Origin of the sequence: Halomonas sp. 113 (genome assembly GCF_904067645.1) — a bacterium.
Classification (GTDB): Bacteria; Pseudomonadota; Gammaproteobacteria; order Pseudomonadales; family Halomonadaceae; genus Vreelandella; species Vreelandella titanicae.
The window spans coordinates 3,368,075-3,393,562 of record NZ_LR881453.1; the positions used below are offsets into that span (position 1 = coordinate 3,368,075).

The window sequence follows — 25,488 nt, forward strand, 5'->3', positions numbered from 1 at the left end:
TTAATTAAAAAAATAGGGAACCAGAATGCAAATTTCAATGTTCAAGTACTTTTTGACCGTCGCGGAAACGGGGTCGATACGCCAGGCGTCGCTCTCCCTTCATGTCAGCGCTTCGGCCATTAGTCGCCAAATCCAGAACCTTGAGCACAGCTTCCAGACAACGCTTTTCGATCGCTGCGCGGATGGGATGCTGCTTACGGAAGAAGGCAGGGTTCTGGCGCTCCACATGCAGCGCACCATGCGTGAAATGGAGCTGGCAAGAGCCAAGATAGCCGATATACACGGATTGACGGCAGGCACGGTGAGGTATGCCACTATCGAAGGCGTTGCCAGGGCCTGGCTGTTCCCTGCCATTGCAGAGTTTCAAAAAGCCCATCCACTCGTCGAATTCAAAGGACGTATTTCAGGGGCAGAGGCCGTCTACCAAGCCCTTGAAAATGATCAGGTGGATTTCGGAATTACCATGCAAGATGACTTCTATCCTGGTATCAGTATCGTTGAAAAATTCACGACCCAATTCAAGGCGGCCATGCCTCACCAACACCCATTGGCCAAGCATAGTACGTTGAACCTGAAAGACTTAACCCCCTACGGGCTGACAATGCTCGACCCAACGTTCCATACTCGGCGAGCGCTTGATACCTCCCTGTTAAGGCTGGGCCTCACCGCCAAGATTGGCTTCGAACTCGACCACATCGAGTTGATCAAGGTGCACGTTATGCAGACCGGTAACCTCACCATATTACCCGACTACGCGGTGAGCCATGAAGAGAAGCACCAAACCATGGCCATTGTCGATATCGCAGAAAACGAGCTCCCCTCTGCGACGACGATCCTCTGTGTTCGCAGGGGACGTATATTGACTAAAGCAGCCGAGGCGATCATCAACAGCTTACGGAAACGCCCCATTACGCTGCCTTTATAACGACAAATAAAATATATAAAAGACGGCGGTCTCAATAGCTAAGCCACGCCAGCTTTATATCCCTACTCAAGCACACTGGTTAAAATGCACTTTTTAAATTAAGAACCAGAACCTATTCAAGTACTGTAAACAATGATGTGTATTTATTGATTGAATACAGGCAGCCTGAAACAGCCATAGTCACGACTTCCAGAACAGCCCGACTTCTACCCAGCTACCTTCTCGTGTTCAAATAAGCGTTGGACAAGCCTCGTCCTACAGCGCCCTGCCGTGCTGACCAGTGAATACTGCTCGGGATACCGCCATGCCTTCTATCACATCTCTTGACCCCCTGAGCCTCCCGCTTCACGGCAGCCGACTGATAGAGGCAAGCGCTGGCACCGGTAAAACCTTCACCATCGCCCTGCTCTACGTGCGGCTAGTACTCGGCGGTCACAGCGTTGACGACGACACCGCGTTTATCCGCCCGCTCACGCCACCGGAAATCCTGGTCGTCACCTTCACCAACGCTGCCACCCAAGAGCTACGCGAACGCATCCGCAATCGACTGGTAGAAGCAGCAGAAGTATTTCGAGCTGAGAACGTAGAAGGAGGAGCAGACCCACTGCTCCTCCAACTCCGCGACCAATACGACCCCGCCACCTGGCCCGCCTGCTCGCGGCGCCTGGCGCTGGCCGCCGAATGGATGGACGAAGCCGCGGTTTCCACGATTCACAGCTGGTGCTACCGCATGCTGCGCGAACACGCTTTCGACAGCGGCAGCCTGTTCTCCCTCAACCTGGAAAACGATCAGCGCGAACTGGAACAGGAAGTGGTGCGCGACTACTGGCGCAGCTTCTACTACCCGCTGGACAGCGATGCCCTCGGCATTGTCACCCGCTACTGGAAATCACCGGACGACCTGCACACCCCGCTGCAACGGCTACTGCCCGAAAGCGAAGCGCTGGGCGACGCAAAGCCCGAGCCCAGCGAGACCCTGGCCGCCACCCAGGCCGAACGCGCCGCCCAGCTCAGCAAGCTCAAAGCCCCCTGGGCCGCCTGGCTGGACGAGCTGGTGCCCGCCCTGGAAGAGGCCGCCACACGCAAAGCCTTCAAGGGCCAGAGCTTCAACGCCAAAAGCCGCGCCAACTGGCTAGGCGCACTACGCGAGTGGTGCGAAACGGATGCCGACCGCCCCGCGCTCACCGACGCCGCCTGGAAACGCATGACGCCCGACGGCATGGCGGATATCTGGAAAGAAGGCGCACCGCCCTGCCCGCAAGCATGGGAAGCGCTGGCTCGGCTACCGAAAGCGCTAGATGCCCTGCCCGAGCCGCGCAACGACCTGTTGATTCATGCCGTACAATGGTGCCGCGCCCGGCTGGAGCGCGAACAGGAGCGCCGCGCCGAGATGGGCCCCAACGACCTGCTCACCCATCTGGATCGCGCTCTGAAAGGCCCCAACAAAGAGGCCCTGGCCGCGCAGATCCAGCGCCAGTTCCCCGTGGCCCTGATCGACGAGTTCCAGGATACCGACCCGATCCAGTACCGCATCTTCAACGCCGTGTATGACGTCGCAACGCCCCAGCGCGACAGCGCCATCCTGCTGATTGGCGACCCCAAGCAGGCGATCTACGCCTTCCGCGGCGCGGATATCTTCACTTACCTGCAGGCCCGCCAGCATACTGAGGGCCGCCACGTCACGCTGGGCACCAACTTCCGTTCCAGCCAAGCCATGGTGGCAGCGGTCAACCACTGCTTCAGCTACGCCGACCAGCACGATGCCGGCGCCTTCCTGTTCCGCGCCGATGGAGGCGACAACCCGCTGCCGTTTAACCCCGTCAACGCCAAAGGCACCAAGGAGACGCTAGTACTCAACGGCCAACCGCTACCCGCGATGACCCTATGGCCGCTTGAAAGCGACGAACCGCTCTCCAAAACCGCCTACCAAACCGAGATGGCCGAGCGCTGCGCATCGCACATGGCCATGCTTTTGGAAGCAGGCCGCCAACAGCAGGCGGGGTTTGCGAAAGCTGCTGATAACAGTGCGACGGGCGATAGCAGTGTGAGAAGCGGAGAGCAATCACTCACTCCGCTGGCCCCCTCGGACATGGCGGTGCTGGTCAACGGCCTGCAGGAAGCACGGGCGATTCGACTGGCGCTGGCCAGCCGAGGCATCAAGAGCGTCTACCTTTCCGATCACGACAAGGTGTTCAGTTCCCCCATTGCCCCACAGCTGGCCATTTGGCTGCGCGCCTGCGCCGAGCCCCAGGCCAACTCACGCCAAGCGGAAGCCAAGCTGCGCGCCGCCCTGGCAACGTCGGTGATCGGGCTAAGCCTTGAAGAACTCGACCACCTCAACCAGAGCGAACTGGCCTGGGAAGCGCGGGTCGAGCAGTTCAGCGACTACCACCGCCTGTGGCAGCGCCAGGGCGTGCTGCCGCTGGTGCGCCGTTTGATGGTCGATTTTGATATCGCCGCACGGCTGCTGGGCGAGTTCGCCGAGGGTGAGCGTTTGCTAACCGACCTGCTCCACCTGGGTGAAATGCTGCAGCACGCCAGCCAGGAACTGGATGGCGAACACGCGCTGATTCGCTTTCTCGCGGAAGCCATTGCCGACCCGGATAGCCACGGCGACAGCCACAAGCTGCGCCTGGAGAGCGACGCCGACTTGGTCAAGGTAGTGACCATTCACAAATCCAAGGGGCTTGAGTACCCGCTGGTGTTCCTGCCGTTTATCGCCAACCATCGCCCGGTCAGCGACACCGACCTGCCGCTGCGCTGGCACGATAGCGACGGCACGCTGCAACTCAGCCTGAGCGCAGATGAAGCCACGCTGGCCACCGCCGACCGCGAACGCCTGGGCGAAGACCTGCGCAAGCTCTACGTAGCACTCACCCGCGCCCGCCACGCCACTTGGCTGGGGCTGGCACCGCTAAAAGGCAGTGAGAATAGCGCCATCGGCCACCTGATCAACGGCGGCAAAGCCATCGCCCCCAGCGCGTTTACCCACGCGCTAGACGAGTTAGTGAAAGGCAGCGATATCGCGCTAAGTACCGCCCCGGAACCCACCGCGCTGCGTTTCACCCCGGCACCGGAACAGCAAGCACTGGGCAACGCTCGCACCCCGCTGCGCCCCGCCCGTGAACAGTGGTGGATCGCCAGTTACTCAGCGCTGCATACCTCAGGCGCCGTCTCAGAAACGATGCCAGGCGCGGCGCAGCCAACGCCCGCGCCGGAACCCACCACCCCCCAGGAAGCCACCACCCTGGAAGTGCTGGATGAACCCCACGACAACGCCATCAACACCGAAGCGTTTCACCTGCACCGGTTTCCGCGAGGGCCTGGCCCCGGCACCTTCCTGCATGGATTGCTGGAGTGGGCGGGCCAGCTAGGCTTTAACAATGCGCTGAAAGACCCCGCCGCCCGGGAAGACATGCTGCGGCGGCGCGTGCAGCTGCGCGGCTGGCAGGCATGGCACGACACCCTGGCGGGCTGGCTTGAAGAACTGCTCGCCACGCCGCTTCCCCTGCCAATGTCACAGGCCTCGTCACAGCCCAGCGAGGGCAGCCAGGCGGCGCTATGCGAACTTGAAAGCTATCAGGTGGAACTGGAGTTCTGGTTTGCCGCGCATCAGGTACAAACGCGCAAGCTGGATGAGCTGGTCAGTGACCACTTACTGCCAGGAGTATCACGCCCCGTATTGGATGCCGACACCCTCAACGGCATGCTCAAGGGCTTTATCGACCTCGCCTTTGAACATGAAGGCCGCTTCTACGTGCTCGACTGGAAATCCAACTACCTGGGCAGCGACGACAGCGCCTACACCGCTGACGCCCTGCGCAACGCCATGCTCGAAAAACGCTACGACCTGCAAGCGGCGCTTTACCTGCTCGCGCTGCATCGGCTGCTAAAAGCACGCCTGCCCGACTACGACCCGCACCAACACCTGGGCGGCTCGATGACGGTATTTCTGCGCGGCAGCCGCACCACCGCCCGTGGCGTACACGCCGTGCCCGCCCCGGTTGCGCTGATCGAAGCGCTGGATACGCTCTTCACAGGCACAGCGGCAGAAACTGCAGCACCCCATCAGGAGTCGATAGTTTGAGTAAGCGTGACTTAGCCTCCAAGAACGGGCCTATGAACCTTGATCTGTTCGCCGATGACGCGCCGCCCGCTGCACCTGATTCAACCGCATCGGTAACACCACCGACAGAATCAGCCGCCAGTGCTACCCAGCCGCACCCCGCGCTAAGCGATACCGCCGCGCTATTCCTGCTGTGTGAACGCTGGGTTTCCAGTGGCTGGCTGCGGGATCTGGATCTGGCCCTGGTGCGCTTTCTCGATCGCGAAACCCAAAACGCCCCGCCGCTGCTGTTGCTAGGCGCGGCGCTGGCCAGCCATCAGCTTGGCCGTGGCCATGTGTGCCTGGATATAGCCGCTACGCTGGAAGCGCCGGATTTTGCGCTTTCGCTGCCCCCAGAAGGCGACGACCTGAACGACCCGCCGCCGCTGCCCAGCCATGTGCTGACCACGCTAACGCTGCCCGAATGGCAGGCCGCGCTCAACCACCCCACGCTGATCAGCGACGGCCCCGGCAATACGCCCCTGGTACGCAGCGATGGCCAGAACACTACACGTCTCTACCTGCGCCGCTACTGGCAGTTCGAGCAAACCCTACACCAGGAAATCGCCGCCCGATTAGCTACCACAGAACTTGATAAAACTTGTGGGAGGGAGCTTCAGCTCGCGAAGGGTGACGATAGTCACCCCCAAATACTCAAAAGCGCTCTGGATACACTATTCCCGGCAACTGACACCCTGGATTGGCAAAAAAACGCCTGTGCCCTCGCTGCTCGCAGCCCTTTCGCGATCATCACCGGCGGCCCCGGCACCGGCAAAACCACCACCGTGGTGCGCCTATTGGCCTTGCTGCAAACCCTGCAACTGAGCCAGGCCAACGCCCACCCGCTGCGCATTCGACTAGCCGCCCCCACCGGCAAAGCCGCCGCACGGCTGAATGAATCCATCGCCGGACAAGTTGCAAAGCTCCCCTTCAGTGGCTTAGTCAACTTGTGGGAGGGAGCTTCAGCTTTGGTTCGACACATCGACGAAGATAAGGCCCCAGAGCAGCTACAAGCCGCCATTCCAACCGAGGTCACCACACTCCACCGCTTATTAGGCGCAAGAGCTGACACCCGCCACTTCCGCCATAACGCAGCCAACCCGCTGGCGCTGGATGTGCTGGTGGTGGATGAAGCCTCGATGGTGGATATCGAAATGATGACGGCGCTTCTCAGCGCCCTGCCCACCAGCGCCAAGCTGGTGCTGCTGGGGGATAAAGACCAGTTGGCATCCGTGGAAGCAGGTGCCGTGCTGGGCGACCTATGCCGCCGCGCCGACACCGCCCACTACACCCCCGCCACGGCGCAATGGCTAGCCGAACTCACCGACCACCCGCTGCCAGAAGCATTAATCGACCCGGACGGCCAGCCGCTGGACCAAGCCATTACCATGCTGCGGGTAAGCCACCGCTTTACTGAAACAAGCGGCATCGGCCAGCTCGCCCAGGCGATTAACCAGCCGCTAAATAAGGCATTGCGGGAACGGGATAAACACCAAGCTGTGCATGGCTTACTGAATAACGGCTACGCCGACCTGCACCACCTGGTGTTAAAGCCAGACGCACAAAACGAAGACAGCGCCCTGGAGCGCCTGGTGATCACCGGCAGTCCGGAACGTTTTCCCAACGCAGGCAAAGGCCGCACCAATTTCAAAGGCGAGCAGATTGCACCACCCACCGGCTACCAGCACTACCTGAATACTCTGGCAAGTGAACGGCCTGATACGGCATTAGCGTTTGAAGAGAACGGTAAAGCTTACGATGCCTGGGCGAAACAAGTGCTGAGCGCCTACAGCCGCTTTCAGCTACTGTGCGCGCTACGCAAAGGCCCCTGGGGAGTAGAAGGTTTAAACCTGCGCATCGCCAAAACATTGCGCCGCGAAAAGCTGCTGTTTGGCAACGACCACACGTTAGAGAAAGGCTGGTTCGAAGGCCGCCCAGTGCTGGTAACCCAAAACGACTACGGCCTGAAACTGATGAACGGCGATATTGGCATCACAATGTCGGTGCCTGACCCCCGCTCTTCATCAGGAGCGCCAGGAAGATCACTCTTAAGAGTCGCCTTTCCGACCAGCGACCCGGACAACCCGATTCACTGGGTGTTGCCTTCCCGCCTGCACGCGGTAGAAACCGTGTTCGCAATGACGGTACACAAATCCCAAGGCTCCGAGTTTCAGCACACTGCCCTGCTGCTACCGCAAACGCCCAACCCCATCCTCACCCGCGAGCTAGTCTACACCGGTATCACCCGCGCCCGCGACTGGCTCACGCTAATCGAAGCCAAACGCGGGATATTGAATGATGCGGTGACTAGGGAGGTTATGAGGGTTAGTGGGTTGAAGAGATTGTAATCAAAGCCGACCTTACCGTTGGTGGTGTCGGTTTTCAGCCGAAGCGTGCTTTTAAATCTCTCTAATTAACGCCCGCATTTTCGGTTGGTTTGGAGCACAGTGGAAAAATAGTCCGCCAACATGCGATTATTATACGGCACTTGAACCTGCCAAAATATCCTCCACAATCACAACAAACTATTTATTGAAGTAGCATTTAAGTTGAGTTTCAGTCATCTCAACAATTGTTGAATATACAGAACCCAAGAAATTTCTCATATCTAGAGAAATGCCCGACGCTTCAACTCCCGGCTGAGCTATAGCAAATTCAAATTTAACATTGGTATATCTTAAAGCTTTTCTAATTTCTTCAATATCTACAACACCTCCATGATAGAACCGCTTATCTTTTAATATGCCTGCCCCATTTCTCCTTTCCATATGCTTCAATAGCTCTTCCGGCTTCCATTTATATCGTAGAGATACGATGGCTTGACCACAGACTTCATATAGATCAGAAATTCGAGAGCCTGATTTTTCTTTTGAATACTTGCAATGGATCATTTCAAAACGAACTAGCTCATTATCTACGAAAATTGCAACGATGTCAGCAGATTCACCGGAATTATCATCATTAAAAACTACCTTAGCTCCCTGTTCAGCAAGGCGTTTCATCATATATTCTTGAATAGAATTATCTCGCTTACTATTTCCTTTATATAGAGATTCAATTTTATAATTAACTTTTTCCCAACCAAGAGCTTCAATTCTTTCTGAAGGTATCTGCTGAATAAAGGCTTCACCATAGTCCGTGTGAATACATCCCGATATGGTACATCCGTTTAGCAAAAACATTGTAGGTGGATTTTCTTCGAAAAACTGCCTTAACGGTATGGCGGAGCTTTTAAGTCCTTCAATAATTATATTACAATCATCTAAGCCATGAATACTATGACCTTTTTCTCCACCCAAAACAATAGAAAAAGTAACGACCTCATCAAATAAACGCAAGGTGAACTCAGCTCTATTGCCCACACATGAATTATGGCTCAACGCACATTCCGAGAGCATTAGTGATTGAGAATTAGGCCTTTCGATAGTGAGTTTGTGTATGCGCTCGTAAAGCTCTTCAGACCAATCCGTCGCTAGTACTATTAGATCATCTGGATAATTCTCTATTTGTATTTTTTCCGCAGAATCTTCGAGTATCTGGTTAGCGTCAATGCTATTATCCGTTATCATACGACCTATATCGAGACACCATGACTTCCATTCTTTTAGGTCTCCAACACGTGCAGGACTCCATACTTTTCCTTTTACTGAGGCCCCAACACTAACAGGAAAGCCATCTCGGAAACCAACTCCTACAAAGTCTGACTTTTGACATCTTTTACCTTCTTTCCACTTTGTTAGCTCTGTTGTAACATCCGCCCCACTCAAGCGTGAGTATCGATGAAGGTGATTAGCAGGCTTAAATATACCAGCATGAATAATACTTAGTCTTTTAATTGAATCAAAAGAACGAAAAACACAATCTCCATTAATTTGTGATGCCTTTTCCCCCGTGATTTTTTCAACAAGGGTAGCTACGTCTAAACGTTTTTCTGAATACCCGACATAAAGTATTTTTGACGACGAATCATGATGCATAACAATCAAATCCCACGTTTGGTCACGCATTGCATCAGTTCGAGCCCACTTCACCTTTTCTCGTTTTTGTGTAGTGAAGTAAAAAACATTTTCCTCTGCATTAAGAAAGGGCTGTGAAAGTGCATACTTTCTTAAATTGAACGCACTCTTGAAAAAACTCCAATCAACTTTATCACTATGGAAGCAAACACAACTTAAAGCGGGATAAACCAATTTTGGATTTAACTCTATTTCAGGGGAATCAAACCCCGAGTAAGGCTTACAACCTTGAAGAAACGAGAGTAAAGTCTCTGCTTCCTCCTTTTTCGCGTCCGCAATCTCACTAATAACTTCTTCCCAACCAGACCCTTCTTGGAATAAATTCTCTAGCTCAATAGAGATCTTTTCTTCGGCATAATTCACAACGAATGATGCGTCACCAAGTCCTTCTTGTGTCCTTGTGAATCGACCAATGAACTGAAGCAATACTGCTAAAGATTTATGAACTCCATGGACGGCAGCAATTTTGAAATCAGGATAATCAAACCCTTCTTTCAGCATATCTACACAAATGACGATATCGTATTTTCCATTTTTTATATCTTCAACAATCTTTCTTCTACCCTTTGTAGAGGAATGAACCAACACTATCCTTTCATCAGGAAACCACCCGCTATACTTTGAATACAGCTCTTCAGCATGATTCTTATCTACGGCACGAACCATCAACCGATGTCTATTTAACCCTTTATTCCTATCTTCCATTAATCTACCAATAGCCGCTTCAGCTATTGCTTTATCTTTCTTTCTCGGATGACGTTCATCTACAGCAACTAAAGAAATTTTTGAAAAACACTTGTCCTTTAACGCCTTTGATAGGGGATAGTTGTATACAACCTTTCCTTCGATAGGCTTCCTATCATTCCTATATGGAGTTGCTGTAAATTGAACAATTTTCGCATCTTTGAATAAATTTTTAATAGAATCCCACTCTGCTGCCTTAACGTGATGGGCCTCATCAAAGTAAACATGTGAAAAAAGTCCTTCCATTTTCTTTTTAACTCCTGACTTTGAACGCGCCAAGAGGCCTGGAGTAGATACAACAACATCAGCACTTTCTAGTTTAGATATACTGTCTATATTAAGTACTGTTTTGTTTAAAATAAGAACGGATGGGTTAGTAGCGTCACTTGGGATTACACCCAACTTTCGGAGAATTCCCCACGTCGAAAACTTTTCAGCAATTTGATTTTTTAAATCAATTGTTGGGACGATTACTAGAGTCCTTTTTGCTTGATCTGCTAGAGTTGCAACTAGCATTGTCTCGGTTTTACCTGAGCCCGTTGGAAGAACAACGGTAGCGACATCTTTAGTAAGGGACCAATGAGACAAAAGAGAGTAAATAGCCCCAATTTGAGCTGGACGTAGAGTCCATCCAGACATACCAACCCCGTTTATTTTTACATCATAAAAATATGAATCAACATGTTCATTTACATTCTTAACACACCCTTTAATTTGATATGTGCCTTTATTTTTACCAGCCCCTTCTTGTAGTTCAGCAAAGAAAGACACGCCTGTTTCATGAGTAACTTTATAAATACTGTCTCTTTCATGAATAATAGAGAAGCTCCAGCTCCCGGCTTCTAAGGCTAACTGGGAAAGCACTCCTACATCAAACCTCTCATATCTATAATACAATGGCTTTTGAAATTCAAGTATTCCTTGACGAGGAAACTTAAAACTCTCTTGACTTGATTTTTTATTCAAAATTATTTCCTCTTCATTATTAACTGAATAATCTTCAACCATCAATCAGAATCAAATACTCTCGTGGTGCCTTATAACGTTTGCATTTTCGACTGGTTTGAAACGTAGCGAAAAACCAGTCCGACAATATGCGCTTGTTACATTCATCCTGATATGTACTCCAGAAGTTCAGCGTTTGCTGCGTTTTTCATAATGCGGGCTCTTGCCGGACCGACACCATAAATTTTTTCAATTAAACTTTCTTCAGTATTAGCGTGCAAATTTTCGATTGTTTGAATGCCTGCAGACTTAAGTTTCTCTTTTTGCCATGATGTAAGCACAGCTAAAACATCAATTGATTTCTCAAGCAATGACTTCAAGGACTCTTTGTACTGAAGTTCATCATCGGCCTTTAGCAATACATCACTGCCCGAATATGAAGGGTGGTTTTTACCAAATTCAGGGAATTTTTTAATTGAAAGATTTTTATAAAATTCAGCAGACTCTCCATGCGGACTACTTTCAAGTGAAATTATACAACCATATTTAATTTCATACCTTGTTCCTAGTTCTGCTCTAGTAGCCCTGACTGCGCTGTCAACCATTCGAATAATCCCTGTATAGGTCAACAACCTTAAAGACTCTTTAACGGCCTCCGGTGAATCTTTGTGCAACCAAAAGTAAATCGTTGACTCGTCTAACCCTTTCTCTTTTCTTGAGTTATTATAAGCTTCAACCCGCGGCACTACTGTATTCTCTAAAAAATCTCTCCCCCAATCAATTACTCCTTGATGTCCTTTATATTTCTCACCTAGTTCAGTGTGCTCTAACCATATTTGATTTCTATAAAATGACTTAATCACTGAATTAACATTTGAAGTGTTGATCTTTGACAATTCCTGAAGAGTTCTTAACAACATTCTAGGGTTGCCGCCTGACGAAAGTGCCAAGGTATTAAATAGATCCCTTTGTCTATCAATATCTAACTTCAGCTTATCATCAGATTGTTTAAATACTATATCTTTAAAATACTGTAGGTAATCGGAATCAGATATATTTCGTTCTATTTTTTTATAGACACAATCGTGAATAAGTTCAAACGAATCCCCAAAATGAGTCACTCCTGGGTATATAGCTGCATTACAACTTATAAATGGCGATCTAAGATCTTTAAATAGATTGAAAAATTGTCTCTGCTGTTCCGGTCTAAAAACATGGGCGGCTTCATCGAAAAAAAACACGACTTTGTCTATCGAATTTTCTTCGCAAATCAGCAGTATCGCTTCCTTCACATCCTCTATGTCTGGAAGAGACGAAATATCTAACTTTGAATCCCCCTTATAAGAATCCTCAAACATCTTGACGATTTGTTTTAAGCTTACCTGCACTCCGTCATCAGTATCGCTTTCATCATTACTAAGAAGGTTTGCAGTTAAACCAGAAACCACAACCCCTTTTCTCCTCAGCTTATTTAGCAAATATTTTAGAGTTTTAGCCAGCATCCAGTGGTAAAACTGAAGATTATCTTCAGTTGTTATAAGCGAACTCATATTAAACGGTACAAAAACCGTTACATTTGCACTGCTTTCCTCCTCTAACTCTAACTCTGCCACTCTCATTAAAAATGACTTACCAGTACCTCTAGACCCCTCCAACAAGCACGGCTCATTTGACTTCAGAGCTTCCAATATATTTCTATCTGCAGAATTTACAACGGACAGATTCAAAATATCCGACTGTTTAATACTTTCTGTTCTAAGGTGAAATTCACTCATTTCTTTTCCTATGCACTACCAAATAGTTTTCTTATCTCAGAAATATGACTAAATTCCTCTGGGATAAATTGTAAAGATTCTCGAGTAGCTTCATCGATTAATCTCGTGTACCGACATACAGCAACAAATAAAATAACTTCTGAAACAGACTTAAAGCTGTCAAAATAGAATTCTAATAAGTCCGGTTTATAGCCTAATTTAAGACCACTTTTCTCCCAAGTCTCATTATTACCATGTACATATTCTGAGAGTTTTCTATAGGTAGATATAGCTTTATCTCTATACCCATCCGTATATGAGGAGCATTCAGTAAAGAACGCATTTGAAAACCTTTTGGATAATACTCCATTTTCTTCATCTACTAGTTTTGACCATTTAATATCAGTACGGCCATCGAGCCATTCATGCAATTCCATTTTATTGACTGAGAAATACATTGTGGCCAATCCCATCTCTAGTGCTAATCTTAATGAGGCAAAAGCCTGCCGGTATAATCCTAGAACCAAATTTAGAGTTGCCGATTCAAGCTGCGTACTAACTGTAACTAGCATTTGCTTTTCTTGAGGGTCAAGCAAACAATCTGAAAACTCGTAAATACATGAAGATAAGTGATGTAGAGTACCTAGCTTTTCTTTTTCTCGAATAGTTTCACTAAACACTTGCTGAGAGTCACTATTTAGTTTTGACAAGTAGTCTTGTATATCCATAAATCTAGAGTGCTCCCTCTTTGGAAATTTAACAGTTTTATTTATGCGCATGCGTGTTAACTCAATGATCATTTTTTCAAGAAGGCGCATAAGCATACAGCGCCTTCTTATAAACCATTTTTTTACCGAAATTTAAAGCATACTTTTCCAGAAATATGCGCACTCATAATGCAAACGTCACCATAAAAACGCGCAGTGTTGGCTAAAAGCTCCCGCAAATTATGGTTTCAGTGAACGTCCTCTTTGGATCTAAAGGTGTCATTTGCTAATTTGCTCATAAAGCGCCACCTTACCCGTTGCTTCCATCCCTTCAATCGGCTGTTCGTAGCTCCAGGCAATATCTTTATTTTCGCCTAGCGAGAAATACACCGTGCTGCCTTTAAACGGGCAGTGGGTCGTCGTTTCTGAGGTGTTAAGCAAATCCATCCGCACGTCTTCGCGTGGGAAGTAGTGGCATGGCGGGTAGCCGCGCTCGCGGAGTTCGAGAGCGTTGGTCGAGTCGGCAAGCAGCTTGCCATCAACATGCACATGCACGCGTTGGCTAACGGGATGAAGCTCGATGCGAGGTGCCTGTGGCATTAAGTTGTTCCCTGCGGCTTTTTTAGCTCTAGTAAAATGAGCCTAGCAGCAAAGTTCGTTGAATCCCATGCTCTACTCATCACACTTTAGGCTACGGCCATGACCTGTATCATGTTTTTGCCACTGCTCTCTAATTCACTACGACTGCCCTAACGCTGCCGTGCTCTCGCCCTTGCCTGAGTAGTAAGAATTAAGCCGGTTACAATCAGCCCAGCCCCAATAAAATCCGCCACGCGCAACGGCTCCCCTAGTATTAGATAAGCGAGTAGTACGCCGAAGAACGGATTAAGAAGGTGGTAGCTCGATGCCGTCGAAGCGCCGCTGATGCGAATCAGCACTAGCCAGAGACTCATCCCACCGATAGTGACGACAAGTACCAGATGTGCAATCGCTATCATCGTAGCGGTAGAAGGCACGGCAAGCGGCTGCCCGAACACCATTGCCATGGGAAGAAGAGCGACAGCGCCCGCTATGGATTGCCAGAAATTAGCCTGCAAGACGGGAAGGCCTGCGCCTTGGCCGCGGAAGAACACGGTGCCACTGGCAAAGGCGAGCATGCCCCCAGTCGCCATAAGAACTCCCCAAATATCGACCTGCACCCCGCTAGCAACGCCAGAGATGACCACCACTCCCACTAAACCCAGCGCCGCACCGAGTAACTTAATTGGGGAAAGGGGTTCTACGCCCCACCATGCTGATAGCAAACTTGTGGCTAGTGGCGCGTGCAGCTGACAATCACAATAACGACCTGGGGGCGAACCGTTTGCAAGGCGACAAAACTCAGCCCCAGGTATAGAGCGTTGTTAAGAACGCCGAGCAGCAATCCGCGCCGGATAGCGATGCGATCCCCATGGGTTGACCAGTTGAATCCGCCACAACTAAGGCAAATGAGCAGCATCAGTAACGCACTCAATAAGAACCGGATGGTGAGCAGCGTAAAGGGGTCGAAATCAGTCAGTGCAATGGCACCAGCTATAAATGCCGAACTCCAAACAATACTGAAAATGATCACCAAACCAGTTAATACGAAATTGTTCATGCAGCCCCCTAAAAGCGCCAGCTTGCTTTTGCTTCATCGCCATAAAACTGATGGTGCATGGGAGTTACATGCAGTGGAAATTAATTATTAACCATTCATAATTAGATAAATTAATGTTCAATGCGGAGATGCAGTGTGTTTGATTGCCAACCTTCCCCCTTGGGCGATAGGCGAGTCACGCTGGAACACCTGCGCGCTTTCGTACTGTTGGCCGAAGGCAATGGTTTTCAGCAGGCAGGTCTTCAGTTGTACCGCAGCCAATCAGCGGTCACACAAAGCCTAAAACGGCTAGAGGAAATACTCGGCTGCAAGTTACTGGAGCGTCGCCAAGGTCACATCCTTGGCTTGACGGCAGACGGCGAGCGGTTTCTTCCCGCCGTCAATGAGATACTTGCCCGTACGTCTGAGGCGGTGAGTGCCATGCAGCAACCCGAAATCGCCGGACGTCTGCTGATTGGTGTTCCCGATGATTTCAAGGTGGTGGATCTACATGGAGCCATTTCCCGCTGCGCCGAGCTAAACCGCAATCTGCGTCTGGAAGTTGTCTCTGCGCTCTCCTCGCAACTGCTCCACCAGCTCGACAGTAACGGCCTTGATCTCGCCATATTCAAGTGTGTGGGAGACTTCACGCCAAGCGACCCGCGCTGGCAGTGTCATCTGCTGCGGCGAGAGCCTCTCCATTGGGTGGCCACGCAACGGCATGATTTTGACCGTATGTCTGATATACCACTTGTTATCTTTCCTGATGGCTGTTGCTACCGAAGCGCAGCACTCGCCGCATTGGATCAGCCCGGAAAGCACGGCTACAGCGCTTATGTCAGTGCCTCTTATGACAATATTCGTGCCGCTGTGTCGGCTGGTCTCGGCATCGGTGTGCTGCCCGCCAGTGCGCTTGCTGAAGACCACATTATTCTAGGCAAGCGGGAGGGATTTCCGGAGCTGCCGATGGTTGAACTCGTGATGGTTCAGGCGTCACAGAAGCGTGCCACCCAGCAACTGGCGGACTTCCTTACGCTTTCGTCGGCAATGAAGTCACAGGCGCCAGCCCTCCCCTAGCCGCTGCTACATCGCCCTGATATGGGTGTCGGTTGACGCCAACCCGACAAACTTGCTTGCTGAAGGCCCGCTATTTATTCTTAAGTATACTGTTATTTGCGAGGCGGGAGCGTTGGTGTGTTGAGACGAGGGGCGAATGAAGGAAACACATCGCGAAAAGATCTTTCGAGCCCCTTTTATAGTGCCTTCAGTGACAGCATGTGTCGCTCGCGCTGAGTGGTATCAATTATCCATGGATAATCCTCTTCTATTTCTCGTTGGCCCCAAAAATATAATTCAAGCCACCGTAGCCATTTTCAGGGATGTGCTTCCAAAAACGCATCGTACGACGGTCAAATTATGTAAAGCGAGCTTTACTATCAGTCTGAAATTAGCTAACGTAAAGCTTGCTTTACACTTGAGGCTACATAGATGAAATACCTTTACGAGTTGGGCGCTGCGTTAGCGTGTTACATGGTTGTGCTGGTGGCATCATTGATCGCTCTGACACAATTTCAGGATGCCGATTTTGTAGTTCGTGCGGCCATCACCCTTTCCCCAGTTATCCCTGCGGCCTTTATGTGTTGGGCGGTAGTTCGGCAGTTGCGACGGCTAGATGAGATGCAACTACGCATTCAGTTCGAAGCTCTGGGGTTCGCCTTCGCAGCCTCCGCTCTGTTCACGTTTAGCTATGGGTTCATGGAAAACATCGGCGCGCCTCATCTACCATGGTTATGGGTTTGGCCCGTAATGGCGATGATGTGGATTGTTGGATTAATGATCGCTAAGAAACGATATCAATGAAAAACAAGCTTAAAGAGCTGCGAGCTCAGCACGATTGGTCGCAGCAAGGTTTGGCTACTATCTTGGGCGTCTCTCGTCAGACGATTAATTCGATTGAAAATGGCAGGTACGACCCAAGTTTGACACTTGCTTTTCAAATTTCTCGCGCATTCGGTTTGCCCATCGAGAAAATTTTTGATGATGAGGATCACTCGGCCTGATCCGAAGCAGCCTGTTGATTCATATTAGGGATGCTAAGGCCTAGTATCGTTATTTCCATGCACGCGGCATATTGGTTTCGATATGTATTATGTCTCCATCAGTGCGAGTAGGTACGGCGCCGTGAGGTATACCCCCTCAATTAGTAAGTTTTGAATATCGTCAAAGGATCTTTTCAGGTCGGCTCTTAATTGCTGCCATCAACCGTTTCCCGGCCATAGTGAAAGACCGCTCAGGCTCGCTAGCAGCGGCATTCGGCCAGGAGCAGTCTCAAAGCTAAGCTTAAGCCGTCCCAGCCAAGATAGTGTCCGCGTGACGCGAATGGTTAGTTGCTTCACGACTCACTTTTTAGAGCCCAGCACTGCGTAATTGTCCCGGACTGTTCATGTTCAACTACCATGTTGGTGCTACTTCTTGAGATTACAGTCAGGGTCTTCTCTTCAGAGCTCAGCGGCGCATTAAGAAATTCCGTAACCTTGTTAGTATATCCATCTTTGAAATGTCCGATTTTGTCGAAATCCTTTACTACATTGAACGCACGCCCGTCGAGGTAAAACTGGTTACCCTGTACTTTGGCCACACCCTCTTCTTCGTAGGAGAACTGAGCAAACACCTCTTCATCATCTAGATGGCTATAAATTATTTTGTTTGAAGCAACATATGAAAAATCTTCAGCGTATTGAATATTGCTTACAAATGTTTCTCTTACGCTTTGCTGAGGGTACTCATATTCATGGGTGCAGTTCCAACTCCCCCCACCAAATATGGAAATTCCCGCTATGAGTAACTCAAACATCTCAGCATCTCCTACACCTAACGAGGCTACATAAAAAACCGATTTCGAGTCACGTCTATCGCCTGTCGTCCTTTTTTTGGCTCAGCCAGTCATCTGGCTGAGCCATCCTGGTAATCCCCTCTTCTCGCCCAATTTTTTGAATGTGTCCGACCACTCTTTAGGCACCGGAGGACATCTTGCAGCCATCAATGACAAGTCCTGTTCGTGGCACACCAGCACAGCGTGTTCAAGGGTGCCTGGCTGGAGCTGATCTTGGTAGTTGAGTTGATCGCCACCATGGCGTTCTGATCGTAGTGATAAGCCTTGAAGCAGGACATACTGGTCACTCCTCATTTGTTTTCTCCAACCTACCAAAACTTAGTATCAGTGGGGTTTTGCTACAGCCTCCAGAGGCTTATTTTGCGTTTTTTGGAGCGAAGCGACAGCAAAATAAGTCCTGCTCGCTTATCTTGTTATGAATAGTACTCTGACGTTTTCACAATTAGAAATGTCATGAACTGTAAGAGGGCTATACCAAGACCACATGTAATACACACAGAAACAAGTAAACATAGTAAATAATTTGATCTTTTAAAAATCCAAATTAGTGCGGATATAAAAGCAGAGAGTAAACCTACCGTGATAAGAGAGTAAGCTATCTCAATTAGATAATTAACATCTTGGTCTGGCGTATATACGGGCCAAGCAATCTTGAGAAAAAATGCATAGCTAGCGATAAATATAATTACGCTCACTAATGCTAGAAATTTAGCTTTCATTTAAAGTCCTTTAAATTCATAACATTACTGGCAATAGGCTTCAACGGAGCGAAGTACAGGTGGCGTCCCGTTGACTAAATGGTTAGGCATTCTATCCCCCATGCCAGTTGTCACTGCTGATGACACCATTTTCGTCAACAGTAAAGGTTAGATCGTCAGTGGAGACGCCCATGTACCCTTTGACTCGAACGGTTGTCTCTTGGGGCTCAATTGAATCAACCGACGATTTTAGTATGGCTGGCGCAGTGAAAACTACAGTGCGAACGCCACCGTTTTCCACGATCGAGTCTGCGCTCGCGCCCCACGATCTCCGTATCTGACCGAACGGGTCACGAATCACCACCTCGCGATCGTCTTGAAACCGAAATAGATAAACTGTCTCAAGGTTTTCAGTTTCAGGCAGCAGACTTTGCCCCTTGAGATATGACCACCCGGCTATTGAAAGGTAGAGAACTATCGGCGCCAGCAGGATTGCCAGTAAGACTTTTAGAACTTGTTTCATACGTCCTAACGCTGAAAATAAGCGGCAGCCTTGGCAGAGCGAAGCAGCGACAAGGCTGTCCGGTGCAGGGCCGTCAGGCCCGGAACGTACTTGATTGATTTGTTGAGCTTTATACGGTGATCGAAGCCCAACACCTTAGCAAATCCCCAGCACTGACTCTAGTTTAGATGCCAGCTCGTTGAACTCGTCACCCCAGCCATTCTGCAACGATAATTCTTGAAGGTTAGCTGTTGGCGACAACAGGCGCCTTACGCCATCCGTTGACGGATTGCTAAGCAAGAATTCTATATCCTGAAGCGCTCTGTCTCGCTCACCGTAAACGGAACCATCATCACTAGCTGCCGCTTTCTTCCGCAGTTCCTCAAGGAATTTTCGAGCGATCTCATGCGAGAGCTCTGGAAAGGCAACGACATGCGCTCCTAACGCGGCGGCGCGTTCTATATAGGCCACATGCATTTGCAGGTTTTCATCTACCGCTGCTTTGCTAACGGGCAGTTGAGCAAGGGCAATGGTGATGGGGTCGGCTAAAGTGGTGATCATAATTATCGCTTAGCTGGTTGGGTGCTGGCGTGAAGGCCGCCTATGCCAATCAAAAGTGCCCGCCCGATCTACTCCTCCGGTGGGGAAAGGCGGGCATCGGTTAAGGTACGTGGCCGGTACTCACACGTTGTATCGGCCCAGCGCTTCCAAACACTCTCATCGACTGAAATATTCACCGCACACTGCTCTGGCATCACTTCCGAATATTGTCGGTAAAATCGGCCGTCAGTTGTCTTTCCAAGGCGTTTGTATCTGGCGTAGAACCCCTTCAGGAAATCAGAAAACGAATCTTTGGGTGCTGTCTTCCAGGCATCCTCAGCAACTTCGTAGGGTGCCACTTTTAAGCCTGCCTTTTGCGCCTTGGCTAACATCCAGCTCAGCGATAAATCGGCCAGTGTGTCGTCAGCGCCATACCCGCCGCCTACATTGGCGTGGGCGCCGATAAACCAGCACTGCTCTACGTCGCGATTGCCCGTTTTCTGCTTGCCATCCTTGCTTGTCCAGAGCGATACGTTGTAGGTCGCTCTGTGTTCGTCCAGCGCGACTGCTTGATAGGCACGATCGACAATGCTGGAAAGCTCGGTATCGTGCCAATCGTATTTGCTTTTGAACAGGTTGGTTCCGGGCACGCCCAGCGCGCCAACGGTATCCCACACACCAATGAAATGAATCCTGGGCTGGCGGCTGAAGCTCTCCTTGAACCCTTTGCACACGTCAGAATCGGGGTGCAAATCGCGGTTTCGATAAATACTTTCGGCCTTATCGAGCAGCCCTGGCGTGACGACATGCACTAGCCCGCATTTACGAATCAGCCCCACCAGGCTTCTGGCGGTGTAGGCACCGCGGCTGAACCCGAATATCCATATCTCATCGCCTTCGCTGTAACGCCTTGCCAGCCAATCATAGCCTTCCCGAAGGTTTTTGCTCAGCCCGTAACCGAAGGCTCCGCCGGTAAAGCGCTGAAATTTGGATGTCCCTACGCCGGGGTCGTAATAGAACCGCTGCCTGATACCATCATCGTCATCATGGATCAGCCGGGTAATACGATAAACATTGGTTTGGTCTTCAGGGTCGTTCCACGTCCCATCGAATAGCAGAATCAATTTTTGTTTCGTCATGGTGCCCCCCACGATAATACACGCTTTTGAACAGTGCTCATGACCGCTATATATGAGAGGCAGACGATGCGCAATGCTCTCTTGGGCAATACGTACCTGCGACCTCAACATTATTTAATGAAGGTTAGTCGTAACTTCATGCCGTCACCTGTTTATAGTCAATTCGAAGCAGCGCCCCCGATGCAGGCGCTCTTTCTATCTCGCTTCTGGACAAACCAAGTCGTGCCGAGGTAACGAAGAGGTGTTGGCCCGTAGCATCAAAGGCACAGCTCGTAGGGCGTGGAACAGGGAGCGCAATCGTACTAGCGATATATCCTTCTGGAGATATCCGGGCGATAGCAGCGCCATCAAACAGAACACTGAGCAGGAACCCCTCCCTATCTACAGTCAGCCCATCAGACTTGCCTTTATTGGGGCTGATAAGGATGAGGGATCGTCGGTTTTTAACCTCACCGGATAAGGGGTCGTGATCATAGGCGTAGATGACACCTTTCCGGGAGTCTGTCACATAGAGCGTGCTCCTATCACGACTCCAGTCAATTCCATTAATGAGCGTGAATCCCGAATCGACAGTGTGCCACGCGCCATCAGGATCAAGTCGGTAAAGATAGCCCGAGCCTGCTTTTAGCTCTTCATTCATCAAGCCTACCCACAGGCGGCCTGAAGGGTCGAGGCTAGCATCATTGAGCCGGTACCCTTCTTGGGCATGCGGCGCGGTCGCTATTCGCTGCCTCTCACCTGACCTACCGACTAGCTCAACATGACAACCGGTGCCAATGATCCACCGGCCAGCCGGTGTCTCAGCGACAAAGCCCAGCGGGCTGGGCATAGCATGCGCGACATTTTGGCCCGTTATTGGGTCGAATATATTGAGCGAGGCCCCCAGGGTATCTACCCACAAAAGCCGAGCGATGGATGGGCTCCAAACAGGCGACTCCCCCAGCACTGCTTGGCTTGCAAATGCCACGGTTACCTCGTTCATGAGCGAGGCTCCACGCTAGGAATAGCGATCAGCGACCAGTTCGCCGCCATTTCATCCGCCACTGAGACACGTACTGCACGCAGATCACGCGGATAATCCACACCCTCCGCTTCCATCGCCCTGGTGGCATGAAACTGCCCGTTCGCGGCACGCAGTATCCAACCACTTTCGGCGCATTGCGAAGATGCAAGATACGCCACGCCTGGCGCGACATCGGTAGGACGCAGTTCATCTGGTTCACCCTCTATTCCCCACATGCGTGTCTTGGCAACGGGCGAAACCGCATTGACGATAATCCCATCCTTTTTGCCTTCAGCAGCAAGCACATTCATGATTCCCACCACCGCCATCTTGGCAGCCGCGTAGGAAGCGAGCCCGTTCTGAACATACTGTGGGTAGAGCGCTCGACAAGAAGTGGTCATGACGATGCGGCCATAGCCCGCTGCTTTCATCGCAGGCCAAGCTGCCTGTGCGAGCCAAAGAGGTGCCTTCGCGGCGATGGCCATCATTTGGTCAAAGGCGCGTTCCTCTATAGCGTCAATGTTTTCATAGGCTACCCACCCTGCATTATGAATCAGAGCATCCAACCGTCCGTTGATTGTCAGAGCACTGCGTACTAGTGCATGGCAGCCTTCACGCGTTCCAATATCTGCTGATACTGCTCTTGCATCCAGACCTTCCAACCGAAGTTGCTCTGCTGCAAGCTCCGCAACCTGTGGATCCGCTCCATTACCATCAGAACCGGCACCGTTATCCTGGATCAGAACTGTTGCACCAAGTCGTGCAACGCATTGAGCATACGAAAAACCAAGCCCGCGACCTGATCCAGTGATAAGTACCACCTGCCCTTTAAAATTCACCATTTCACACTCCGTTCTTTCTGAGAACACTAGTGAAAGTATGAAACGGGCAATACAATACATAAAATACTAATAATATGGTGATTTGATATATTTTTAATATCATAAGAGCATTGAATTACTAATGGCATATTCGGAGTTACAGCATGACGACAGACACCAAAGCTCATATCACCTTGCGTGCAATGGAGCAATTTGTGGCTGTGGCGGAAGAATTACACTTTCACCGTGCTGCAGCGCGATTGAATATGTCGCAGCCCCCTCTTACCAGCGCGATCCGCAAGCTGGAGGGCGATATCAATGTCACCCTGATTGAGCGTGGCAACCGTGTTCTTGGCTTAACCCCTGCGGGAAAGAGATTCCTTGATGAAGCATACGAAACGCTTCGACGAGCAGAACAAGCCATTACCGCAACACGAGATGTCGCGGCAGGCAGAGCAGGTTTAGTGCGCCTAGGTTATGTGGGAAGTTCGCTTTATGGGCGACTACCTGATGTCATTCGTGAATTTCGGACAAGCCATCCTGAGGTTCGTCTTGAGCTACGTGAGGCAACGACTGCTGCACAGATTGGCGCGTTGCGCGACGGAACACTGGACGTGGGTGTTTTGATCCCACCGCTTACGAATGCTGAAGATATCGAGCAAATACACTTCGATAGTGACCGCTTGTGCATGGCCATCCCGAAAGATCATCCTCTCTGTAGGCGGCCAGCATTAACGCTTGCTGACCTCTCTGACGAACCTTTCATTCTATGGCCAATGGTGGAGGGGCGTGGCTTTCACCTGCAGGTTATCCGCCTTTGCGCCAATGCAGGCTTTGTACCCAGGGTGACGCAAGAGGCACACGGGATGCATGCCGTGCTGTCGTTGGTAGCAGTCGGAGGCGGCGTATCTATTGTTCCCGAAAGCATGAGTGGCTTTCAGGGAGACCGAATCGGCTATCGTGCGTTATCGGGTTCTGAAGCTCAATTCGATCTTGTGTTGGGTTACCGTAATTTATCTCCTTCAGCGGAGGCTTTCATTCGTACCACTGAATGACAGCACCTTCCCTCACAAGACGTTGGCAGCATTAGCTGATTAGAGCTAACGCCAAGGTAATCAATGATCACGCCGCATTGAATAAGCTGGTACGAAGGCCGCCAGGTACTGGTGACGCAGAATGACTGCGGCCTGAAACTGATGAACGGCGACATTAGCATTACCCTTGCGGTGCCGGACATGCGCACGCCGGGTAAATCATTACTCAGCGTCGTATTCCCAGCCAGCGACCCGGAAAACCCCATCAACTGAGTACTGCCCTCCCACCTGCACGCGGTAGCAGCCGTATTCGCGATGACGATACACAAATCCCAGGGCTCGGAGTTCCTGCATACCGCCTGCTGCTAACGCCCAACCCTATCCTCACCCGCGAGCGGGTCTACACCGGTATCACACACGCCCGCGAATGACTCACTTTAATTGAGGCCAAACGGGGGATTTTGAATGATGCGGTGGCTAGGGAGGTTATGAGGGTTAGTGGTATGGGGAGGTTGTAATCAAAGCCGACATTACCGCTAGTGGTGTCGGTTTTCGGCCAGGAGCGATCCTTTAGGAGACACTGATATAGAGCTTTAATACCCACATTTACGGCTGGTTTGAAGAGCAGCGGAAAACCAGTCCGACAACATGTGTTTGATACTCATTGAGCCTTCTCCCCCAGCTCAGCCTGTTTGGCTAAGCTGAAAAGGCGACCAAACCTAACAGGAGAAGACTCAATGAACTTTTACAATAGCACTCACCGTCACTACTGTGGAATTGATCTGCATGCCCGTAGCCTGTATGTCTGTATCTTGGATCAGCAGGGCGACACCCTTCTGCATAAAGAGATTCCAGCCAAACCAGAACCTTTGCTTCATCTGATCGAACCCTACCTGGACGAGCTGATCATCGGCGTCGAATGCATGCACTGCTGGTACTGGATCGCCGATTTCTGTGAAGACCAGGGCATTGCTTTCATTCTCGGTCATGCCCTTTATATGAAGGCCATTCATGGCGGTAAAACAAAGAATGACCGCGTGGATTCTTACAAGATTGCGGCGCTTATCCGCGGTGGCAACTTTCCCCTCGCGTATGCCTACCCTCGTAGCATGCGAGCAACACGGGATTTACTTCGTCGTCGCACTGGGCTCGTTCGACACGGTGCGGATCTCAAAGCTCATGTGGTCAACACCACGAGTCAGTACAATCTGCCACCCAACAAGGTCAATTTGAAAAATGTCAGTGCCAGAGAGCAACTGGGCAGAACCTTTGATGACCCGCTCGTTCAGCGCAATATCGATTTAGATATGGCCGTTTTAGAGTGCTACCACCGGGAACTAAGCCAGGTGGAATGGCTATTGGAAAAGCAGGCTAAAAAGCATCAGCCGACCTACTACCACTTATTAACCACCATTCCCGGCGTTGGCCGTATTTTAGCGCTCACTATTCTGTATGAAGTCGGTGATATTCGGCGTTTTGAATCTGTCCAGAAGTTTGCCTCCTACTCCCGACTAATCAAGTGCAAAGCCGAATCAGCTGGTAAGACCTATGGCACCCAGGGCAACAAGATTGGTAATGCCCATCTGAAGTGGGCTTTTTCTGAGGCTGCGGTGCTTTATCTGCGCGGCAATCCAGGTGCACAAAAGCTGCTGCAACGCTTCCAGAAACGCATGAGTAAAGCCAAAGCTTTATCGGCTCTGGCCCACAAGCTGGGGCGTGCGGTCTATTTCATGTTAAAGAACGAAAAGGTGTTTGATGAACAACGCTTTTTAACGAGTTAGTCACGCAGCAGGATGATGATCAATGTCTAACTGGATCATCACGGAGTGTGCTGAAACCGGGTGTCTGCTGACTGATTTTTATATCTAAAACCCGACTTCTACACCCAACTAGAAGCCCGTCGCTTTGATTATCCATCCTGCTGGCGTGCACCAACACCCTGAGCGAGTGGGCTTACACCGGCGCTGAACCTGAAACTAACTGGGACTATAAAGTAACCCGCTTTTTGAATAGGACAGATGCTGGTTAACCGATGAATGTCTAG

General features: G+C 50.5%; 20 protein-coding genes and 1 pseudogene. 9 read left to right on the forward strand and 12 right to left on the reverse strand.

The features are described 5' to 3' along the window. Positions 1–25 precede the first annotated feature (25 nt). The 3 genes from YERSI8AC_RS15885 to recD all read left to right on the forward strand — a co-directional run bounded on the left by YERSI8AC_RS15885 (position 26) and on the right by recD (position 7,378). Positions 26–925 carry a LysR family transcriptional regulator gene (locus tag YERSI8AC_RS15885; RefSeq protein WP_159177051.1) on the forward strand — a complete coding sequence of 300 codons (900 nt, stop codon included), beginning with the start codon at positions 26–28 and terminating at the stop codon, positions 923–925. A gap of 304 nt (positions 926–1,229) precedes the next feature. Next, positions 1,230–5,012, forward strand: a complete 3,783-nt coding sequence (gene recB, locus YERSI8AC_RS15890; protein ID WP_159177052.1) for an exodeoxyribonuclease V subunit beta — start codon at positions 1,230–1,232, stop codon at positions 5,010–5,012. Positions 5,013–5,044: 32 nt separating this feature from the next. Continuing rightward, complete coding sequence (gene recD / locus YERSI8AC_RS15895; RefSeq protein ID WP_159177943.1) at positions 5,045–7,378, forward strand: exodeoxyribonuclease V subunit alpha; 2,334 nt, start codon at positions 5,045–5,047, stop codon at positions 7,376–7,378. Between the two features lie 177 nt (positions 7,379–7,555). On the opposite strand, the gene YERSI8AC_RS15900 is transcribed toward recD, so the two are convergent. The 6 genes from YERSI8AC_RS15900 to YERSI8AC_RS15925 all read right to left on the reverse strand — a co-directional run bounded on the left by YERSI8AC_RS15900 (position 7,556) and on the right by YERSI8AC_RS15925 (position 14,835). Next, complete coding sequence (locus tag YERSI8AC_RS15900; protein ID WP_159177053.1) at positions 7,556–10,798, reverse strand: DEAD/DEAH box helicase; 3,243 nt, start codon at positions 10,796–10,798, stop codon at positions 7,556–7,558. A 101-nt stretch (positions 10,799–10,899) separates the two neighbouring features. After that, positions 10,900–12,510 carry a hypothetical protein gene (locus tag YERSI8AC_RS15905; RefSeq protein ID WP_201304226.1) on the reverse strand — a complete coding sequence of 537 codons (1,611 nt, stop codon included), beginning with the start codon at positions 12,508–12,510 and terminating at the stop codon, positions 10,900–10,902. Between the two features lie 8 nt (positions 12,511–12,518). Continuing rightward, positions 12,519–13,307: a hypothetical protein gene (locus YERSI8AC_RS15910; protein WP_201304227.1), complete on the reverse strand. Its 789-nt coding sequence runs from the start codon at positions 13,305–13,307 to the stop codon at positions 12,519–12,521. Between the two features lie 168 nt (positions 13,308–13,475). Then, positions 13,476–13,796, reverse strand: coding sequence for a DUF427 domain-containing protein (locus YERSI8AC_RS15915; protein WP_159177054.1), 321 nt, complete (start codon positions 13,794–13,796; stop codon positions 13,476–13,478). Between the two features lie 149 nt (positions 13,797–13,945). Next, on the reverse strand, positions 13,946–14,368 hold the full coding sequence (locus YERSI8AC_RS15920) for a DMT family transporter (protein WP_201304228.1): 423 nt from the start codon (positions 14,366–14,368) through the stop codon (positions 13,946–13,948). A gap of 140 nt (positions 14,369–14,508) precedes the next feature. After that, positions 14,509–14,835, reverse strand: a complete 327-nt coding sequence (locus tag YERSI8AC_RS15925) for an EamA family transporter (RefSeq protein WP_201304229.1) — start codon at positions 14,833–14,835, stop codon at positions 14,509–14,511. Between the two features lie 135 nt (positions 14,836–14,970). Here YERSI8AC_RS15925 and YERSI8AC_RS15930 point away from each other — a divergent pair, with 135 nt between their 5' ends. From YERSI8AC_RS15930 to YERSI8AC_RS15940, 3 genes are all read left to right on the forward strand, one after another. After that, on the forward strand, positions 14,971–15,891 hold the full coding sequence (locus tag YERSI8AC_RS15930; protein WP_159177055.1) for a LysR substrate-binding domain-containing protein: 921 nt from the start codon (positions 14,971–14,973) through the stop codon (positions 15,889–15,891). A gap of 411 nt (positions 15,892–16,302) precedes the next feature. Further along, complete coding sequence (locus YERSI8AC_RS15935; protein ID WP_159177056.1) at positions 16,303–16,674, forward strand: hypothetical protein; 372 nt, start codon at positions 16,303–16,305, stop codon at positions 16,672–16,674. Then, positions 16,671–16,874, forward strand: coding sequence for a helix-turn-helix transcriptional regulator (locus YERSI8AC_RS15940; protein ID WP_159177057.1), 204 nt, complete (start codon positions 16,671–16,673; stop codon positions 16,872–16,874). Before YERSI8AC_RS15935 ends, YERSI8AC_RS15940 begins: the two co-directional genes overlap by 4 nt. Before the next feature lie 332 nt (positions 16,875–17,206). Here YERSI8AC_RS15940 and YERSI8AC_RS15945 read toward each other — a convergent pair whose 3' ends face one another. From YERSI8AC_RS15945 to YERSI8AC_RS15970, 6 genes are all read right to left on the reverse strand, one after another. Beyond that, positions 17,207–17,668, reverse strand: coding sequence for a hypothetical protein (locus tag YERSI8AC_RS15945; RefSeq protein ID WP_159177058.1), 462 nt, complete (start codon positions 17,666–17,668; stop codon positions 17,207–17,209). Between the two features lie 849 nt (positions 17,669–18,517). Next, entirely contained in the window at positions 18,518–18,928 is a 411-nt protein-coding gene (locus YERSI8AC_RS15950) for a hypothetical protein (protein WP_159177059.1), read from the reverse strand. Between the two features lie 135 nt (positions 18,929–19,063). Beyond that, positions 19,064–19,468 carry a nitrilase-related carbon-nitrogen hydrolase gene (locus YERSI8AC_RS15955; protein ID WP_236557315.1) on the reverse strand — a complete coding sequence of 135 codons (405 nt, stop codon included), beginning with the start codon at positions 19,466–19,468 and terminating at the stop codon, positions 19,064–19,066. Positions 19,469–19,536: 68 nt separating this feature from the next. After that, complete coding sequence (locus YERSI8AC_RS15960) at positions 19,537–20,586, reverse strand: DUF2235 domain-containing protein (RefSeq protein ID WP_159177060.1); 1,050 nt, start codon at positions 20,584–20,586, stop codon at positions 19,537–19,539. 136 nt (positions 20,587–20,722) lie between these two features. Beyond that, complete coding sequence (locus YERSI8AC_RS15965; RefSeq protein WP_159177061.1) at positions 20,723–21,568, reverse strand: SMP-30/gluconolactonase/LRE family protein; 846 nt, start codon at positions 21,566–21,568, stop codon at positions 20,723–20,725. Next, on the reverse strand, positions 21,565–22,431 hold the full coding sequence (locus tag YERSI8AC_RS15970) for an SDR family NAD(P)-dependent oxidoreductase (RefSeq protein ID WP_159177062.1): 867 nt from the start codon (positions 22,429–22,431) through the stop codon (positions 21,565–21,567). Before YERSI8AC_RS15970 ends, YERSI8AC_RS15965 begins: the two co-directional genes overlap by 4 nt. A 143-nt stretch (positions 22,432–22,574) precedes the next feature. Between YERSI8AC_RS15970 and YERSI8AC_RS15975 the strand changes: the two genes are divergently transcribed. From YERSI8AC_RS15975 to YERSI8AC_RS15985, 3 genes and pseudogenes are all read left to right on the forward strand, one after another. Further along, entirely contained in the window at positions 22,575–23,465 is an 891-nt protein-coding gene (locus YERSI8AC_RS15975; protein WP_201304230.1) for a LysR family transcriptional regulator, read from the forward strand. Positions 23,466–23,552: 87 nt separating this feature from the next. After that, positions 23,553–23,962: pseudogene (locus YERSI8AC_RS15980) on the forward strand (ATP-binding domain-containing protein); the annotation flags it as partial. Between the two features lie 219 nt (positions 23,963–24,181). Then, complete coding sequence (locus YERSI8AC_RS15985) at positions 24,182–25,225, forward strand: IS110 family transposase (protein WP_159177063.1); 1,044 nt, start codon at positions 24,182–24,184, stop codon at positions 25,223–25,225. The last annotated feature ends 263 nt before the right edge of the window (positions 25,226–25,488 follow it).

What these genes read in the sequence shown, in the direction of transcription:
- YERSI8AC_RS15940 (WP_159177057.1), top strand. Translation starts at nt 16,671, where the DNA reads ATGAAAAACAAGCTTAAAGAGCTGCGAGCTCAGCACGATTGGTCGCAG.
- YERSI8AC_RS15885 (WP_159177051.1), top strand. Translation starts at nt 26, where the DNA reads ATGCAAATTTCAATGTTCAAGTACTTTTTGACCGTCGCGGAAACGGGG.
- YERSI8AC_RS15965 (WP_159177061.1), bottom strand. Translation starts at nt 21,568, where the DNA reads ATGAACGAGGTAACCGTGGCATTTGCAAGCCAAGCAGTGCTGGGGGAG.
- YERSI8AC_RS15970 (WP_159177062.1), bottom strand. Translation starts at nt 22,431, where the DNA reads ATGGTGAATTTTAAAGGGCAGGTGGTACTTATCACTGGATCAGGTCGC.
- YERSI8AC_RS15920 (WP_201304228.1), bottom strand. Translation starts at nt 14,368, where the DNA reads ATGGCGACTGGGGGCATGCTCGCCTTTGCCAGTGGCACCGTGTTCTTC.
- YERSI8AC_RS15985 (WP_159177063.1), top strand. Translation starts at nt 24,182, where the DNA reads ATGAACTTTTACAATAGCACTCACCGTCACTACTGTGGAATTGATCTG.
- YERSI8AC_RS15910 (WP_201304227.1), bottom strand. Translation starts at nt 13,307, where the DNA reads ATGCGCCTTCTTGAAAAAATGATCATTGAGTTAACACGCATGCGCATA.
- YERSI8AC_RS15975 (WP_201304230.1), top strand. Translation starts at nt 22,575, where the DNA reads ATGACGACAGACACCAAAGCTCATATCACCTTGCGTGCAATGGAGCAA.
- YERSI8AC_RS15955 (WP_236557315.1), bottom strand. Translation starts at nt 19,468, where the DNA reads ATGATCACCACTTTAGCCGACCCCATCACCATTGCCCTTGCTCAACTG.
- YERSI8AC_RS15905 (WP_201304226.1), bottom strand. Translation starts at nt 12,510, where the DNA reads ATGAGTGAATTTCACCTTAGAACAGAAAGTATTAAACAGTCGGATATT.
- YERSI8AC_RS15915 (WP_159177054.1), bottom strand. Translation starts at nt 13,796, where the DNA reads ATGCCACAGGCACCTCGCATCGAGCTTCATCCCGTTAGCCAACGCGTG.
- YERSI8AC_RS15935 (WP_159177056.1), top strand. Translation starts at nt 16,303, where the DNA reads ATGAAATACCTTTACGAGTTGGGCGCTGCGTTAGCGTGTTACATGGTT.
- recD (WP_159177943.1), top strand. Translation starts at nt 5,045, where the DNA reads ATGAACCTTGATCTGTTCGCCGATGACGCGCCGCCCGCTGCACCTGAT.
- YERSI8AC_RS15960 (WP_159177060.1), bottom strand. Translation starts at nt 20,586, where the DNA reads ATGACGAAACAAAAATTGATTCTGCTATTCGATGGGACGTGGAACGAC.
- YERSI8AC_RS15900 (WP_159177053.1), bottom strand. Translation starts at nt 10,798, where the DNA reads ATGGTTGAAGATTATTCAGTTAATAATGAAGAGGAAATAATTTTGAAT.
- recB (WP_159177052.1), top strand. Translation starts at nt 1,230, where the DNA reads ATGCCTTCTATCACATCTCTTGACCCCCTGAGCCTCCCGCTTCACGGC.
- YERSI8AC_RS15925 (WP_201304229.1), bottom strand. Translation starts at nt 14,835, where the DNA reads ATGAACAATTTCGTATTAACTGGTTTGGTGATCATTTTCAGTATTGTT.
- YERSI8AC_RS15950 (WP_159177059.1), bottom strand. Translation starts at nt 18,928, where the DNA reads ATGAAACAAGTTCTAAAAGTCTTACTGGCAATCCTGCTGGCGCCGATA.
- YERSI8AC_RS15945 (WP_159177058.1), bottom strand. Translation starts at nt 17,668, where the DNA reads ATGTTTGAGTTACTCATAGCGGGAATTTCCATATTTGGTGGGGGGAGT.